This window comes from Synechococcus sp. H55.10, assembly GCF_047502715.1.
Lineage (GTDB): Bacteria > Cyanobacteriota > Cyanobacteriia > Thermostichales > Thermostichaceae > Thermostichus.
Map to the genome: position 1 here is coordinate 137,334 of NZ_JANSJJ010000040.1, position 15,736 is coordinate 153,069.

The following is a 15,736-nucleotide window of genomic DNA, read 5'->3' on the forward strand; positions in this document are numbered from 1 at the left end:
CCCAACGTTAGCTGTCAACCTTCTCGATCACGATCCCTAAGTTAGGATCCAACCGTAGCCGCCAGTTGCCAATCTGGGCCCACCCTTCGGCGTTCAAGACAACGTAGCGACAGTTACGCAGCAGAGCAGATGTCCAAGTTTTGGGGTTCTCCCGCCTCAGCAGCTCCTTTACAAGCTCCTGGCGGGAAGCAATGCGAACACTGTGGGCCAGTAACTTACGAATCATCGGCAAGCTGGGCTCAGTTTCTAGATCCACTGGATCGTGAGAGCCGGGAAAGACTAAACTGCTCTTCCCTTGTTGCAAGAAAATTGTTACTACTGAAGGCTGCCCAAGTCTGGTAACGGCAGCGATAGTGCTTTCGTCATCCTCTTTTTTTAGGTAGGTAAACTGTTCGGGCCTCACATCAGCATGTGGCAGTGGGATCTTTACTTCATTAGCTCGAGATCTTTTAGCATCCTCTTCTTCAACTTTGTACTTTTCCAAAGAGTCGTTCCAATCTTTGGAATGAACTGGCTCTAAGTTTTCGGGGGTAGGTCTCTCCAGGTCATATACTGATTCAATTAAGTCGTCAATTTCTTCAGGTAGTTGCACGTTTTGGCGCTGTCTCAGAGTCAACCAACTGCGTAGGAGAATGTGCTGATCGTAGATAGAGCTACTCTCCCGAAAATTACCTCTGCCCTCAGCGTCCAGCTCTGGTTTCACTATCCACAAGTAGGGAGCAGACAGCTCAGGTGGTCGCTTATCCCACCGATGGCGGTGGAGTCGCCCAGAGCGTTGTAGAAGAAGATCAATGGGAGCTAGGTCGCTAATCATTAAGTCAAAGTCAACATCTAGGCTTTGCTCAATGACCTGAGTTGCTATCAAAACAAAGTGAGAGGGACGTCGATGTCCTTTTTTGCCAAATTTCTCTAAGCATTCTTTCTCAATCTGCTCTCGATCTTTGAACAAAAAGCGCCCGTGAAATAAACCCAATTCTTCCGGCGGAAAATCATTTTGGAGATGCTTAAACACTTGCTGGGCGCGATCAACCGTTGAGCAGATAACAGCAACGCACCCACCCCCTTTGGAAAGCACTTGCCGGAGTTCTGCGGGCCATTGGTCATCCTGAACCCAGCGGATCCCTAGTTGACGGCGCACGTGCTCGGAAGGAGCAAAAGGCTGAGCTAGGGCGGCTCCAGAAGCTAAAGCAGTGATGCGAGGGTAAGGGGCGGCAGGCAGTTCGGGCGGGGGCTGTCCACAGCCCCTGGCATAGGCAGCCAGCAATCGCTGGCGGGTACCGGCGGGCAGGGTGGCCGAGAGGGCGATCACGGGGGATCCCAAAACGGCTGCCCATTCCAGGAACCGCTCTAGCAGAGTGCTGGTGTAGAGGTCGTAGGCGTGGATCTCGTCCAGGATGATGGTGCGGCCTGCCAGACCAAACAGCCGGACAAACTGGTGGCGAGCCCGTACTGCACCCATTAGGGCTTGATCAAGGGTGCCCACCCCGTAGGGACTGAGCAGCGTTCGCTTGCGGGCAGTGTGCCACTCGCTGGCAAAAACCCCCTTGCCCTCCTGGTCGTAAACCTGATCTAGGCGGCAGACAGTCTCTAGGTAATCTTCTTTGAGAGCTGCTGCCCCATGGCTGAGGGTTAGGTTCACGATGGTATCGGGATAGCGCTTTTGCAAAAATGACTTGACGCGCTCGAACATGGCGTTGCTGGTTGCCTGGGTAGGCAAGCCGATGTAGAAGCCGCCGGCTCCGCTTTGGTGCTGCAGGTGGTCGGCCAGGTAGAGCGCCGCCTCGGTTTTGCCCTCCCCCATGGCGGCCTCGACAATGACCAAGCAGGGTGGAGCCAGCCTGTCCTTCAGGGCAATGGCTGCCGATTGCAGCGGTCGCGGTTCGCTGATGAAGTCAAAGAGAGCCTCAAAAGTAAGAGGGCTGCCTGTGGGGGCGCAACCCAGCCTTGGACCTTCAGGGCTTGCCGGGCTTTTTCAGGTATCCCCTGAGCGTAGGTCTCAAAGGGCTCGTCGTTGGCGTAGGGAAAACTCTCCGCATTCGAGGCAATCCAGTCCGCAACGGTTGTCAGGCCGGCCAAGATCATGGCGGCGGCATTGTCGCAGCGGGTGGGGATCCCTTCTCTTTTCAGCCCAACAAAACTTTGTAGTTGCTGGAAAATCTCTCGACGAAATGGGATCCACTCCCCTCGACCGACATCGTCGGGGGAGAGACTTTGAATATCCTGAAGTCCCGGGAAAAAGCCATGATGACCGCCGACAATAGCTGACAATTTTTGGGCCAGTTTCTTTGGCAGTTCCAGCTCTTCCAGAAAGCTGGGCAGGGTTGCGGCGGTCACTGTTCCGTGAGGAGTTGGTTGGCCGGTGTTGGGATAGCTGCGCCACAGATCGTAGAGACGGGATCCCACCAGGGCTTTTCCCACTTCGCCAACTTGAAACTGAAAGGCAGGACTGACCTTGCCCAGGTCGTGGCAGCCTGCCATGAACCCGCAAAAGCGAGCTAAGGGATCCCCTTCCAGCCCCAACCCTGCCGAGAGCTGCTGACGGGCAAGGGGGCTGAGGTAGGTTTGCACGATCTCGATGGCCACGGCTGCCGTATCGGCTAGGTGGCAGAGGACGGGATGGTATAGAGGTCGGCCATCTTCTCGCAACTGTCCCTGTCCGGTCTTGGCCCAAAACTTATTCATGGCGACGGCTCCTTGTCGGTGTAGCGCTGACTCATTTCGCAGATCTCTTGCCGCATCATGTCCACCAACTCCGGGGGCTCCAGCACTCTGGCTCCTCTGCCATAGCCCAACACCCAGCGCTTGACGTCATTCATCCCCTGCACGGTTATGCGCAGAACCAGGGATCCGTCTGGGTTTTCTTCGATGACTTGGGTTGGATGCCAGCGCCGCTCCCGAATGAAGGGTGCCGTTTGGGCATCAAACCAAATCCCCACCTGGCGAGGGATCCCGCCCGCCTCATGCTGAAAAATCATTGCCAGATAGGCTTTAGCATCGAAGTTGGGATCTATCTCAAAAGTGTCCGCCAAGGTTTTGAGAGCCAGAATCCTGTCCACTCGGAACCAGCGCACCTCTTGTCTTTTGTGACACCAGCCAATCACGTAGGGATTGGTGCCGCGGTAGATGTGCAAGAGATAGGGATCCAACTTCCGTTCCGACACCTGATCGCCTCGACTGGCGGTGCGATAGCGCATCCACACTCGTCTTTTTTCCCGACAGGCGTCCTCCAACTGTTGCCAAATCTCCCAGTCCAGATGGGTTTCCGCCCCCGCCCGAAAGATGAGACGCTCATCGGCTAGCTGCTGGAGATCCAGCCACTCCTGCTCCGGAAGCCGTTGCGCCAACCGCCCAATCGCCGAGCGCAACTGCGGGGCATAGGCCGATCCTGCGTAGGCTTCCAGCATTCTCGCTCCCAAAGTCAGGGCAAACAGTTCCCCCTTGGTGAGGGGTATCGTCGGCAGGCGCCATTCCCGATCGGTGTAGTGATATCCCTTTTCGCGGCTGACTTTGATGGGGGCTTGAAAGCGATCCTTCAAGAAGCTGATGTCTGCTCGAACAGTCCGTTCGCTCACCTCCAAAGCCTCAGCCAGCGAAGCGGCTGTCTGCCGCTGCTCAGAGCGCAGCAGCACGTCCAGCTTCAGGATCCGCTCTAACTGGCGTAGCATTGCATACCTCAGCAAGGATGAGCGCATTCTAAACAACTCACCCGGCAAAAACACTTCCGACTTCTCTAAAGATTTGCTGAAGGTTGAAACTTCCTGGTCACGGGGATCAGCATGAACCCTGATTGGACAGGCCAGACAGGGCCGAGAGCGACCCTAGAAGCTGCCTATCCGGCCTGGCTGCGCAACTGCCGCAGCAGCCGCTCAAACTCTTCCGGCAGAGGGGCAGTAAACTGCAGCGGCTGGCCGGTGCGCGGGTGGACAAAGGAGAGCTTCCAGGCGTGGAGAGCTTGGCCGCTGAGTTTGACGGGGCTGGTTTTGCTCTGGGTATAGAGGGGATCCCCGACAATGGGCAGGCGCAGGTGGGCGGCATGCACCCGAATTTGATGGGTGCGGCCGGTCTCCAGTTCAAACTGCATCAGGGTGTAGTTGCCCAGGCGCTCCAGCACCTGCCAGTGGGTTACCGCCGCTCGCCCTTGACCAGAGGGCAAAACCGCCATCTTCTGCCGCTCCACCGGGTGGCGGCCAATGGGGGCAGAGATCGTGCCTTGGCTCTGGGCTGGCCGGCCAAACACCACCCCTAGATAGATGCGCCGAGCCGTCTTGGCCTGGATCTGGGCCTGCAGATGCTGGTGGGCCTGATCGTGTTTGGCAATCACCAGGGCGCCGGTGGTGTCCTTGTCGAGGCGATGGACGATCCCTGGGCGCAGCTCGCCGTTGATCCCGGAAAGGCGAGGACAGTGGGCCAGCAATGCATGCACCAGCGTGCCGCTGGCATGCCCAGGAGCAGGATGCACCACCAGACCGCGCGGCTTGTTGATGACCAGCAGATCCTCATCTTCGTAGAGAATGTCTAAGAGGATCCGCTCCGGCTCCAAAGTTGTAGGGGTGGCTGGCGGGATCCGCACCTCAATCTCATCCCCGGCTTGCAGGGGGCGATCCTTATCCAGGCAGGGCCGCCCATTGAGCCAAACCTGGCCCTGGCGAATGAGCTGCTGCAGGCGCGAGCGCGACAGCTCCGGCAGTTGTTCCGCCAACCCGCGATCCAGCCGCAAGCCCTGCTGTTTTTCCGTCACTCTTACCTGGCGAATTGCTGCCACCGGATCCCTGGGGCCTTCCATTTGCCCTGTTTCGGCAAACTGCTGCTTTGAAAACATTGTGGCAGAGCGGTTACTTTTGCATTAGGTAAAAAAGGGCGAAGATTTGTGGCAGCTCTTTCAGCTGGATCCTGGCGAGATTGCCTTTGTCTCCTCCCCATCTCAGCCGTCTCTGGGGGCGTTGTGCCGGGATTCTAGCCCCAGGAAAACCCTCAGTACACTAGTGGGGGTAGAGCTCCTTGAAGCCAGGCCAGGTCCTGGCGGGAGAAGGTCTTTTTGCAACTATCACGCTTGCTCTGATGGGCACAAGGAGACAAAGCATGTCGGATGGAGTAGCGCTGGGATCCCAGCTTCAACAGCCCCCTCAACGCCAGCTTGGCTCAGAGCCACCCTTGGTTGTGCCCCTCATAGAGGTGGGGCTGCGGGACGTGGCCCAGGTGGGTGGGAAAAACGCCTCTCTAGGGGAAATGCTGCAGCAGTTGACCCCCAAAGGAATCCGCGTGCCCCTGGGGTTTGCCACCACCGCCCATGCCTATCGCCAGTTCATCGCTGCAGGCGGCCTCGAGGAGAAGCTGCGGGAGATCCTTAAGGACCTCGATATCGAGGATGTGCGGAACCTGCGCGAGCGGGGCAAAGCCGCCCGCACCTTGATCCTGCAGACGCCTTTCCCCCCAGAGTTGGAGCAGGCCATCAGCGAAGCCTACCAGAAGCTGTGCGAGCGCTACGGCCCCGATACCGATGTGGCGGTGCGCTCCAGCGCCACAGCAGAAGACCTGCCGGATGCCAGCTTTGCCGGCCAGCAGGAGACCTACCTCAACGTGCACGGGATCCAGGCAGTGCTGAATGCCTGCCACCGCTGCTTTGCCAGCCTGTTTACCGACCGGGCCATCTCCTACCGCCAGATCAAGGGCTTTGACCACTTCCAGGTGGCCCTCTCGGTGGGGGTGCAGAAGATGGTGCGCTCGGACTTGGCCTGTTCGGGGGTGATGTTCTCCATCGACCCAGAAACGGGCTTTAAAGACGCAGTGCTGATCACCGCTGCCTATGGGCTGGGGGAAAACGTGGTGCAAGGCATCGTCAACCCCGACGAATACGTGGTCTTCAAACCTACCCTAAAGCAGGGGCTGCGCCCCATCCTCTCCCGCAAGCTGGGCAGCAAGGCCCTGAAGCTGGTCTACGACGAGGAGGGATCCCGTTCCACCAAAAACGTACCCGTCCCCGAGAGCCTGCGCCGCCAATATGCCCTGCAGGACGACGAGATCCTAGAGCTGGCTCGCTGGGCCTGCCTCATCGAGGAGCACTACTCGGCGCTGCGGGGCCGCTTCACCCCCATGGACATCGAGTGGGCCAAAGACGGGATCACGGGCGAGCTGTTCATCGTCCAGGCCCGCCCCGAGACGGTGCAATCCCAAAAGGCCACCAACCGCCTCAAGACCTACCGCTTTACGCAGACGGAGGCGCGCCCAGACCCCCTGGTGCGGGGACGGGCGGTGGGAGAGGCCATCGGCCAGGGCACAGCCCGCGTCATTTTGGATGTGCGCCGCTCGGATCAGTTCCAGGCCGGCGAGGTGCTGGTGACGGAGAAAACCGATCCCGACTGGGAGCCAATCATGAAAAAGGCCAGCGCCATCGTCACTAACCAGGGGGGCAGAACCTGCCATGCGGCCATCATTGCCCGCGAGCTGGGGATCCCGGCCATTGTTGGCTGCGGCAACGCCACGCAGGTGCTCCGCTCCGGCGATCCCATCACCGTCTCCTGCGCCGAAGGGGAGGAAGGGCGCGTCTATCCTGGTCTATTGCCCTATGAGGTGACGGAGATCCCGCTAGAGGAGCTGCCCCGCCCCCGCACCCAACTGATGATGAACGTGGGCAACCCGGAAAAAGCCTTTGGCCTGAGCGAGATCCCTTGCGACGGCGTGGGTCTGGCGCGGCTGGAGTTCATCATCGCCAACCACATCCAGATCCACCCTCTGGCCTTGATCCACTACAACGAGGCGGTCAAGGAAGAGCCGAGCCTGGCGGAGCTCACCGCCCAGTATGCCGACAAGCCGGAGTACTTTGTAGACAAGCTGGCCCAGGGGGTGGCCACCATCGCCGCTGCCTTCTACCCCAAGCCGGTGATTGTGCGCCTGTCGGACTTCAAGAGCAACGAATACGCCCACCTGCTGGGCGGATCCCGCTATGAGCCCCACGAGGAAAACCCGATGATCGGCTGGCGGGGCGCCTCCCGCTACACGGATCCCCGCTACCGCGATGGCTTTGCGCTGGAGTGCCGGGCCATGAAACGGGTGCGGGACGAGATGGGCCTGACCAACGTCATCTTGATGATCCCCTTCTGCCGCACCCCCGAAGAGGGGCACAAGGTGCTGGAGGAGATGGCCCGCCACGGCCTAGTGCGGGGGGAAAACAGCCTGCAGGTGTACGTCATGTGCGAGCTGCCCAGCAACGTCATCCTGGCCGACGAGTTCTGCCAGATCTTCGACGGCTTCTCCATCGGCTCCAACGACCTCACCCAGCTCACCCTGGGGTTGGACCGCGACTCGGCCCTGGTGGCCCACCTTTTTGACGAGCGCCACGAGGCCGTCAAGCGGATGATTGCCCAGGTGATCCAGACGGTGAAAAGCCACGGGCGCAAGATTGGCATCTGTGGACAAGCCCCCAGCGACTACCCTGACTTTGCCCGCTTCCTGGTGCAGCAGGGGATCGACTCCATCAGCCTCAACCCCGATTCCCTGCTGAAAACCCTGTTGGTGGTGGCCGAGGCGGAAGCTGCCGGCGCCCACTAGGCCTAGGGGAGTGCGCCGGGATCCCGTCTGCTGGGTTACAATCTTCTCTGCTGTGTTGCCACCCCCGCCATGATCCACGAACTCTCCATGCCGGCCCTCAGCTCCACCATGGAAACGGGCAAGATTGTTGCCTGGCTGAAGAACCCCGGCGACCGGGTGGAGAAAGGGGAAAACATCCTGGTGGTGGAGTCGGACAAAGCAGACATGGATGTGGAGTCCTTCCACAGCGGCATTCTGGCCAGCATCCTCATCCCAGCCGGGGAATCGGCGCCGGTGGGCGCCCCCATCGCCCTCATTGCTGAAACCGAAGCGGAGCTGGCCGAGGCCCAGGAGAGAGCCAAGGCCATCTCTAAGGGTGCTGCGCCGGCGGCTACCCCTAGCGCGGCCTCTGTCCCCACCGTTCAACGGCCAACCCCTGCGCCTGCAGCAAGCCCCCCCTCCACGCCCCCAAGTGGCTCCGACGGAGCTGGATCCCAGCGCATCCTGGCTTCCCCACGGGCGAAAAAATTGGCAGAAAGCCTGGGGGTTGACCTGCGCACGGTGCGCGGCTCCGGCCCTGGTGGGCGCATCGTAGCCGAAGATGTGGAGCGGGCCGCAGCTCAGCCCGCCTCTGCCCCGGCGGCAGCTCCTTCCTCGGTCACTCCTCCCCCCGTCTCTGTGCCCCTGGGAGAAGTGGTTCCCCTGAGCACCCTGCAGGCGGCGGTGGTGCGCAACATGAACGCCAGCTTGGGCGTGCCGGTGTTCCACGTCGGCTACACCATCACCACTGACAGCCTGGATCAGCTTTACCAACAGGTAAAACCCAAAGGGGTAACCCTGACGGCCCTTTTGGTCAAGGCTGTGGCCCTCACTCTCGAAAAGCACCCCCTCCTCAACGCCAGCTACACCGAAAACGGGATCCACTACAAAGCCGACATCAACATCGCCGTGGCGGTGGCCATGGAAGATGGGGGCCTAATTACCCCTGTGCTCAGGCAGGCCAACCGGATCGATCTCTACGAGATCTCCCGCCGCTGGAAGGATCTGGTGGAGCGGGCGCGGCGCAAGCAACTGCAGCCGGAGGAGTACAACAGCGGCACCTTTACCCTCTCCAACCTGGGCATGTTTGGGGTGGATCGCTTCGACGCCATCCTGCCTCCCAACCAGGGATCCATCTTGGCCATTGGTGCTGCTCGCCCCACCGTGGTGGCCACGCCGGAAAAAGCCATCGCCATCCGCTCCCAGATGCAGGTTAACCTCACCTGCGACCACCGCGTCATCTACGGTGCCCACGCGGCGGCCTTCCTGCAAGATCTGGCCCAGTTGTTAGAACAAAAGGTGGGATCCCTGACGCTGTAACCAGCCCATCCGCCAATTAGTAGGCAAGAGTTATTCCCTTTGATCGGGGGGGAAAGTTGTTTCTGGAGAGTTCACCTCAGGCTCCTCTGGGGCAAGCGTTTCTCGGCGCACCTCCTGGTCTTGTACCACCTGAAAAATCAGGGTGAAAGGGCGACCCACCTCAGCTTCCACAAACTCTTCTAGTAGTGCCACCTGTCTCGGTGTGACGGGCTCGTCCGCTCGCACCGACAGCACCACCTCCGGCGGATCGGCTACCCAGTTAAACTCGCTGCGCAAGAGGGTTACCCGTTGGAATGTAATGGTTCTGTTGAGCAGAGCGGTTCGTAGCGCCAATTCCAGCCGAGATTGATACAGCAGTTGGGTCATACTGGCTGCCAGCGGCACTAGCAACAGCATCACCAGGCCAAACACCCAAGCCAATCCAGAACGGGCCTTGTGCAAAGGGGGCGTAGCCCATCACCAAAAAGGTGAGCATACAGGCCAAGGCAATTCCCAACAGGTTCGTGGAATAGAGGAGCGCCGCCCCCAGGCTGATCTCCCAGTCTCCACGGGCCAACCCTAAGCCAATCACACACACCGGCGGCATCAACGCCACAGCAATCGCCACCCCTGCCAAACTGTCGGCGATCTCTTTGCGCACCCTGGCAAAAGCGCCGATTCCCCCTGCCGCTAGCGCCACTCCCAGATCCAATAGGTTGGGTTGAGTGCGGGCCAAAATTTCGCTGCCCCAGTTGGGAAGACCTACCCATCGCCCCAGCAGGAAAGATACTCCCAACCCAATTCCGGTTCCCACGGTCAGAGATAGGATACCTGTCCGAAACAAGACTACATTCCCGTCCAAAGCCCCCATGGCCATGCCGCGAATCGGCAACATCAAAGGAGCCACGATCATCGCCCCAATGATCACAGCCGGGCTATTGGCCAGCAAGCCCAACGTGGCAATGACACAGGAGCCAAGCACCAACATCAAGTAGTTGAGGCTGAGGCGAGACTCCCGCATTAGCTCCAGCACCAACTCGGCATACTCTTCTGCACTGACCAGGGGCAGCCGCCAGCGGAAGGGCTGTAGCCAACCCTGAGGTAAAGGAACCAAGCCATTTTCTGAGCTGCTGCCAGTAAAACGACGGATCCTGTTCATGTCCATGATTGGGTTCCCTTGGCGGTGTCAAGAACAGACCAGCCTTGGGCTTTCAGCAGTCTAGCTTGGCAGAGAATCGGGGCTCACAATCCTCCTTTGGGAAAGCGCCGCATCAGGTCTTGCACGGCTTCAGCATGGTAGGAGCTGCGGGTTAGAGGCGAAGACACCACCTGCAAAAAGCCCAGCTCTTCCCCCACTTGCCGCCAGTGGTCGAACTCTTCGGGGGCGACATAACGCTCCACCGGCAGGTGTTTGGGGCTGGGCGCCAGGTATTGGCCAAGAGTGAGGATGTCGCAGCCCACCCGGCGCAGATCCCGCATCACCTGCAAAATCTCCGCGGCGGCTTCTCCCAAGCCCAGCATCACCCCCGACTTGGTGTAGAGGCCGGGATCCCATTGCCGCGCCAGTTCCAAAAGCCGCAGGGAGCGCTCGTAGTTCCCCTGGGGGCGCACCCGCCGGTAGAGGCGGGGCACGGTTTCCGTGTTGTGGTTGAGCACCGTTGGGCGGGCGGCGAGAATTTGCTCCAAGGCCTGCCAGTTGCCGCACAGATCCGGGATCAAGACCTCGATGGTCGTCTGGGGCCTGCGGCGGCGGATTTCCGTGATGCAAGCAACAAACTGGCTGGCTCCGCCATCCGGCAGGTCGTCCCGATTCACCGAGGTGATGACCGCGTGGCGCAACCCCAAGCGTTCCACCGCTTCTGCCACCCGCAGCGGCTCAGTGGGATCCAAGGGCAAAGGCCGTTTGGTGAAGTCGATATCACAGTAGGGGCAGGCGCGGGTACAGGCCGGGCCCATGATCAAGAAGGTGGCGGTGCCGTTGGCAAAGCATTCCCCTAAGTTGGGACAGGAAGCCTCTTCGCAAACCGTGTTCAGGCCCAAGTCCCGCAGCAGTCGCTGGACAGACCCGGCCCGTTGGGGGGCTTTGGCCCGCAGCCAGGGCGGTTTACCGCTAGGCGAAGAAACAGCGCTCAATGAAAACCCTCCAACCAGAAATGGCGGCAAGCGTATCTCTCAGCTTAGCCTGTCATTTTGCCCGGCCGAGACCGGCCCAGGCCAATTCCCAGCTCGATGGATCCCCACTGGTTCGGAAGCGAGACCCAAAACACGGCATACTGGAAAGCGAATGTCGAGCGATAGGGATCCCACATGGTTGTTGCTGCTCCTCCCTCCCTGGAACAACTTGCCATCAACACGATTCGTTTTTTGGCGGTGGATGCTGTTCAGAAAGCCAACTCCGGCCACCCCGGCCTGCCGATGGGGGCAGCACCCATGGCCTATGTGCTTTGGCAGCAGTTCCTGAAGTTCAATCCCCGCAACCCCAAATGGGTGGATCGGGATCGCTTTGTCCTCTCGGCGGGCCACGGCTGCATGCTGCAATATGCCCTGCTGCACCTGACGGGCTTTGATGTCAGTCTGGAGGACATCAAGCAGTTTCGCCAGTGGGGATCCAAAACCCCCGGCCACCCGGAAAACTTTGAAACCCCCGGCGTGGAGGTGACCACCGGCCCGCTGGGACAGGGGGTGGGCAATGCGGTAGGGCTGGCGATTGCTGAGGCCCACCTGGCGGCCCGCTTCAACAAGCCCGGCCACACGATTGTGGATCACTACACCTACGTGATCTTGGGTGATGGCTGCAACATGGAGGGGGTGGCCTCGGAAGCGGCCTCGCTGGCCGGCCACCTCAAACTGGGCAAGCTGATCATGCTCTACGACAGCAACCACATCTCCATCGACGGCAGCACGGAAATTGCCTTCACCGAAGATGTGGGCAAGCGCTACGAGGCCTACGGCTGGCACGTGCAAAAAGTGGAGGATGGCAACCACGACCTGAAGGGGATCGCCGAAGCCATCCAAAAAGCCAAGGAGGTCACCGACAAGCCTTCTTTGATCATCGTCGAGACCACCATCGGCTACGGATCCCCCAACAAAGCCGGCAGCGAGAGCGTCCACGGGGCGCCCCTGGGGCCGGAAGAGGTCAAGCTCACCAAACAAAACCTCGGCTGGCCGCTGGAGCCGGAGTTCTACATCCCCGACGAGGTGCTGGCCCACTTCCGCCAGGCCATCGATAAAGGGGCCAAAGCCGAGGCGGAGTGGAACGAGCGCTTTGCCGCCTACGAGAAGGCCTACCCGGAAGAGGCCGCCGAGTTCAAGCGCATCATGGCCGGGGAGCTGCCTGCGGGCTGGAAAGAAGCGTTGGCTCCCATTGCCGAAACTGGCAAAGAATCCACCCGCAACCTCTCCAAGTTTTGTCTCAACGCCCTGGCCAAGGCGGTGCCAGAGCTGCTGGGGGGATCCGCCGATCTGGCCCATTCCAACATGACCTACTTGAAGGGGATCCCGGAGTTTCAGGCCGGCTCCTACCACGGGCGCAACTTCCGCTTCGGGGTACGGGAACACGGCATGGGAGCCATCGCCAATGGCATGGCTCTGCACGGCGGCCTCATTCCCTACGACGCCACCTTCTTGATCTTCACCGACTACATGCGGCCGGCCATCCGCCTGTCGGCCCTCTCGCGGGCGCGGGTGTTGCACGTCATGACCCACGACTCAGTGGCTCTGGGAGAAGACGGCCCCACCCACCAGCCCATTGAGACGCTGGCCTCTCTGCGGGCCATCCCCAACCTCTACGTCATCCGCCCGGCGGACGCCCGCGAGACGGTGGGAGCCTACCAGGTGGCCCTCGAGGCCATGTCCACCCCGTCGGTGCTGGTGTTTACCCGGCAGGCGGTCAACCCCGTAGAAGGCACCTCCATTGAGGGGGTAGCCAAGGGGGCCTATGTGGTGGTGGATGCTCCCAACCCGGAGCTTATCTTGATTGCCACTGGCTCAGAGCTGGAGCTGGCGGTGAAGGCTGCTGCTCAACTGCAGCAGGAAGGCCGAGCGGTACGGGTGGTTTCCATGCCCTGCATGGAGCTGTTCGAGGCCCAGCCTCAGAGCTACCGCGACTCCGTCTTGCCCCCCAATGTTACCAAGCGCATCTCCGTCGAGGCGGGATCCACCTTTGGCTGGCACAAGTACCTGGGCTTTGAGGGGGTGGCCATCGGCATCGACCGCTTTGGCGCCTCCGCCCCCGGCCCTGTCTGCATGGAGAAGTTCGGCTTTACGGTGGAGAATGTGCTCAATACCGCTCGTCAGCTCCTAGGCTAGGATTTTTGCTCCTCCGGCCTGAGCCCAGCAGGGATCCCTGCTGGGTCTTTTTTGCTGCCCGATGGTGGCACAACTTGACAAGACCTAGCGAAGGCTGACAACTTGTTAGCAGGACTTGCAAAACATTGCGGTTGTTTCAAGCAAGGTTGAGACACTTGCTCCCCCAACCCTTTTCCCCTTGTGGGAGAAGGGAGCGAGAAAGTTGTTTCATAGTTTCATAGCAGGGAAAACGTTGGCTTCCAGCGATAGGCGGATGTTCTTGCGCCAACTTTGGGTCTGACAGCTCGGCCTACTGCAGGAAGCCCGCCAGTAGAATGACCACTCCCCCCACGACGGCCAAAATCGTCAGTACCCGGCCCGCGTTGGCGCTGCCCTTCCAGGAGTAGTTTTTCTCCGGTTTTTCCAGCTCTTCTGGCATAGCCATGCCTCCTGATGCCTCGTTAACTCTAATTTAACCTTCTCCCCGGAGATCTCTGTCGTTGGGTGCTGCCGGAGGGGGGCTTGCTGAGGCGTACCCTTGAAAAAACAGCAACCCTCTGGCCCGGCCAGCCCTTTTTGGGAACAATACAAGCAGGCGAGGAAGGACATCCCAATTTTGTCCAAGGGGCGTTCTGAGGCAGAGGCATGAGGTACGCGAAACGAAGCAAAAGAATCGGCTTGATCATGGCCGCCTTGTCAGTCTGGGTGGGTGGACACCGTGCTGTCGCTCAGCCTGCCTTTCGGACGGTGCCGCTGCCGCGCCTGCCGGTGGGTGTGGATCAATCGGTCTTCGATCGCCCGGTGGCCCGCTTCAACCCCAACCTGCCTGCCGAGCTGGTGATCCGCAATCGCACCGGCCTGCCTCTGGAATACGGCTTTACCGATCCGCGCCAGAACGTATCGGAACTGGCTGCCGGAGAAACCTTGCGCCTGAGCAACCTGCCCATCCCCAATTGCATGGCCATCAACACGCCAATGTTGTCCCCCGTGGGCTACCGGGTGAGCGTGGATCCCTTGAATGTCATCACCGTAGAAGTGCGCCTGGTCAACGATGTGTCCGGCGACCATTGTCTCGATTTACAAGAGACAGGCGCTATTTTCGTGAATTGATGCCAGCTTGAACGGGCAAAATGTAGCCTCTGGGCTTTCGCGGCTGCTTTCTCATCCTTGCCCTAGGCGTTAGATGGCAGTTAACCTTACTTAAATCTGACACTGGGGTTGGGTCTAGGGGAGAGCCAGCCGGAGGTGTAGGCGTATCGACAGCAATCGACCCCTGTGACAGGATGCAAACAGGAGGTCTAGGTTGACTTTGCTCCGCCTCTGGGCTACTCACCTATAGGCCAGCTTAACCTTATTTTGGATGGTCTCATGAGCGATAACTTGTATTCTTGGTTTCCCCGTGCCTTGCTGATCGGCGCTGCTGTTGTGGGGTTGTCGGGCCCGCCGGCAAGGGCTCAGCAAATTACGGATCCCAACCCGGCTCAAGCGGCCACTAATGTGGAGCCCACCTCGCCGATCTCCGCTTCTTTTCGTAGCCAAGATGGGGTCAGCGTGCGCCCGGAGACGGTGCGGGTTTTTCTGGACGGCAAAGATGTTACTGCTGAGTCGGTGATTAGCCGGGATTTCTTCACCTACCGTCCTGCCCAGCCCTTGCCGCCGGGACGGCGGGAAGTCCTGCTGGAGTTCACCAACACCCAGGGGGTGACCCGCCGTGTTACCTGGAGCTTCACCGTGGGTAGCCCCGTCCGCGCCTCTATCGACCTGGTGGATCACAACGCCGGCAATCGCCCCTTGGCCGCGGGCGAGATCCTGCTGGTAACTGTCAAGGGCACTCCCTCCAGCCGAGTAACCGTTTACCTTGTCCAGGACGGACGGCAGGTGCAAACTCTGCCGGCTCAGGAAGTTTCCAGCGGCACCTATGTGGTCAATGCCTTGATTGAGCCGAAGGATACTACCCGTGAGGGGATCGTCATCGCTCGCTTAGAAAACAACGGCCAGGTGCGCTTTATGACTGCAGAGCAGCCGGCCCGCCTGATCGAGGGGGCTACTGGGGGCGTCCAGCGGCTCACCACCCAAGAGGTTTCCGCGACGATCAGCCCCTCCAGCCTGCTGCCCCAGATCACCAACTTGCGCGATGGGGATCGGGTTGCCGGCTCTTCCTTTACGCTGCAGGGCACCACGGCTCCCAATGCTTCCGTGCGGGTGAATGTAACGGCTTCGACCTCGCTGGGGGGCATCATCAGCGCCCAACAGACGGTGACCAACCAAACCGTGCAAGCCGATGCCCAAGGCCGCTTCACCGTTACGGTGCGGCCGCCCATTCCGGCCTCCGGCACCGTGTATCAGATCAATCTCACGGCCACCTCTGGCAACCAAACCAGCCCGACGGTGACCTTGCGCCTCACCCAGCAGTAGGCTGTCCACTTAATTGGACTGAGGTTGTCGGCCTGCCGGTCTGGCAGTGGCGGCCAAGCTCCCCTCTCCCTCTGGGAGAGGGGCTGGGGGTGAGGGCTCACCTCTGGGAGAGGGGCTGGGGGTGGTCGCGCTAGCGGCGCGGAGCGCTTGGGCTCGCCTTAGAGAGATGGGC

At 60.2% G+C, this 15,736-nt stretch carries 13 protein-coding genes; 5 read left to right on the forward strand and 8 right to left on the reverse strand.

Annotated features, from left to right (window positions below; all coding sequences use genetic code 11):
• Nucleotides 1–7: 7 nt before the first annotated feature.
• The 4 genes from cas3 to NW858_RS03895 all read right to left on the reverse strand — a co-directional run bounded on the left by cas3 (nucleotide 8) and on the right by NW858_RS03895 (nucleotide 4,819).
• Nucleotides 8–1,822 (reverse strand): CRISPR-associated helicase Cas3', encoded by a 1,815-nt coding sequence (gene cas3 / locus NW858_RS03880; RefSeq protein ID WP_414335459.1) that lies wholly within the window; start codon nucleotides 1,820–1,822, stop codon nucleotides 8–10.
• 23 nt (nucleotides 1,823–1,845) lie between these two features.
• Complete coding sequence (locus NW858_RS03885) at nucleotides 1,846–2,682, reverse strand: CRISPR-associated endonuclease Cas3'' (protein WP_414335457.1); 837 nt, start codon at nucleotides 2,680–2,682, stop codon at nucleotides 1,846–1,848.
• The gene (locus NW858_RS03890) at nucleotides 2,679–3,665 is read right to left on the reverse strand and encodes a helix-turn-helix transcriptional regulator (RefSeq protein ID WP_414335455.1); all 987 of its coding nucleotides are present in this window, start codon (nucleotides 3,663–3,665) and stop codon (nucleotides 2,679–2,681) included. The genes NW858_RS03885 and NW858_RS03890 overlap by 4 nt, the downstream gene beginning before the upstream one ends.
• 164 nt (nucleotides 3,666–3,829) lie before the next feature.
• The gene (locus NW858_RS03895) at nucleotides 3,830–4,819 is read right to left on the reverse strand and encodes an RluA family pseudouridine synthase (protein WP_414519863.1); all 990 of its coding nucleotides are present in this window, start codon (nucleotides 4,817–4,819) and stop codon (nucleotides 3,830–3,832) included.
• A 260-nt stretch (nucleotides 4,820–5,079) separates the two neighbouring features.
• Between NW858_RS03895 and ppsA the strand changes: the two genes are divergently transcribed.
• Nucleotides 5,080–7,545 (forward strand): phosphoenolpyruvate synthase, encoded by a 2,466-nt coding sequence (gene ppsA / locus NW858_RS03900; RefSeq protein ID WP_414519865.1) that lies wholly within the window; start codon nucleotides 5,080–5,082, stop codon nucleotides 7,543–7,545.
• A gap of 69 nt (nucleotides 7,546–7,614) precedes the next feature.
• On the forward strand, nucleotides 7,615–8,883 hold the full coding sequence (locus tag NW858_RS03905; RefSeq protein ID WP_414519867.1) for a dihydrolipoamide acetyltransferase family protein: 1,269 nt from the start codon (nucleotides 7,615–7,617) through the stop codon (nucleotides 8,881–8,883).
• 30 nt (nucleotides 8,884–8,913) lie between these two features.
• Here the strand turns inward: NW858_RS03905 and NW858_RS03910 are convergent, their stop codons facing one another.
• The 3 genes from NW858_RS03910 to lipA form a co-directional block, all read right to left on the reverse strand.
• The gene (locus NW858_RS03910; RefSeq protein WP_414519869.1) at nucleotides 8,914–9,159 is read right to left on the reverse strand and encodes a hypothetical protein; all 246 of its coding nucleotides are present in this window, start codon (nucleotides 9,157–9,159) and stop codon (nucleotides 8,914–8,916) included.
• Nucleotides 9,143–10,027, reverse strand: a complete 885-nt coding sequence (locus NW858_RS03915; protein WP_414519871.1) for a DUF389 domain-containing protein — start codon at nucleotides 10,025–10,027, stop codon at nucleotides 9,143–9,145. Before NW858_RS03915 ends, NW858_RS03910 begins: the two co-directional genes overlap by 17 nt.
• A gap of 77 nt (nucleotides 10,028–10,104) precedes the next feature.
• Complete coding sequence (gene lipA, locus NW858_RS03920; protein WP_414519873.1) at nucleotides 10,105–10,995, reverse strand: lipoyl synthase; 891 nt, start codon at nucleotides 10,993–10,995, stop codon at nucleotides 10,105–10,107.
• A 174-nt stretch (nucleotides 10,996–11,169) separates the two neighbouring features.
• Between lipA and tkt the strand changes: the two genes are divergently transcribed.
• On the forward strand, nucleotides 11,170–13,170 hold the full coding sequence (tkt, locus tag NW858_RS03925; protein ID WP_414333110.1) for a transketolase: 2,001 nt from the start codon (nucleotides 11,170–11,172) through the stop codon (nucleotides 13,168–13,170).
• Between the two features lie 289 nt (nucleotides 13,171–13,459).
• On the opposite strand, the gene NW858_RS03930 is transcribed toward tkt, so the two are convergent.
• The gene (locus NW858_RS03930) at nucleotides 13,460–13,594 is read right to left on the reverse strand and encodes a hypothetical protein (RefSeq protein WP_414519875.1); all 135 of its coding nucleotides are present in this window, start codon (nucleotides 13,592–13,594) and stop codon (nucleotides 13,460–13,462) included.
• Nucleotides 13,595–13,833: 239 nt separating this feature from the next.
• Between NW858_RS03930 and NW858_RS03935 the strand changes: the two genes are divergently transcribed.
• The gene (locus NW858_RS03935; RefSeq protein ID WP_414519877.1) at nucleotides 13,834–14,259 is read left to right on the forward strand and encodes a hypothetical protein; all 426 of its coding nucleotides are present in this window, start codon (nucleotides 13,834–13,836) and stop codon (nucleotides 14,257–14,259) included.
• A gap of 258 nt (nucleotides 14,260–14,517) precedes the next feature.
• Nucleotides 14,518–15,564: a hypothetical protein gene (locus NW858_RS03940; protein ID WP_414519879.1), complete on the forward strand. Its 1,047-nt coding sequence runs from the start codon at nucleotides 14,518–14,520 to the stop codon at nucleotides 15,562–15,564.
• Nucleotides 15,565–15,736 lie beyond the last annotated feature (172 nt).

What these genes read in the sequence shown, in the direction of transcription:
- NW858_RS03905 (WP_414519867.1), top strand. Translation starts at nt 7,615, where the DNA reads ATGATCCACGAACTCTCCATGCCGGCCCTCAGCTCCACCATGGAAACG.
- NW858_RS03935 (WP_414519877.1), top strand. Translation starts at nt 13,834, where the DNA reads ATGGCCGCCTTGTCAGTCTGGGTGGGTGGACACCGTGCTGTCGCTCAG.
- NW858_RS03915 (WP_414519871.1), bottom strand. Translation starts at nt 10,027, where the DNA reads ATGGACATGAACAGGATCCGTCGTTTTACTGGCAGCAGCTCAGAAAAT.
- ppsA (WP_414519865.1), top strand. Translation starts at nt 5,080, where the DNA reads ATGTCGGATGGAGTAGCGCTGGGATCCCAGCTTCAACAGCCCCCTCAA.
- NW858_RS03940 (WP_414519879.1), top strand. Translation starts at nt 14,518, where the DNA reads ATGAGCGATAACTTGTATTCTTGGTTTCCCCGTGCCTTGCTGATCGGC.
- NW858_RS03895 (WP_414519863.1), bottom strand. Translation starts at nt 4,819, where the DNA reads ATGTTTTCAAAGCAGCAGTTTGCCGAAACAGGGCAAATGGAAGGCCCC.
- NW858_RS03930 (WP_414519875.1), bottom strand. Translation starts at nt 13,594, where the DNA reads ATGGCTATGCCAGAAGAGCTGGAAAAACCGGAGAAAAACTACTCCTGG.
- tkt (WP_414333110.1), top strand. Translation starts at nt 11,170, where the DNA reads ATGGTTGTTGCTGCTCCTCCCTCCCTGGAACAACTTGCCATCAACACG.
- NW858_RS03890 (WP_414335455.1), bottom strand. Translation starts at nt 3,665, where the DNA reads ATGCTACGCCAGTTAGAGCGGATCCTGAAGCTGGACGTGCTGCTGCGC.
- NW858_RS03885 (WP_414335457.1), bottom strand. Translation starts at nt 2,682, where the DNA reads ATGAATAAGTTTTGGGCCAAGACCGGACAGGGACAGTTGCGAGAAGAT.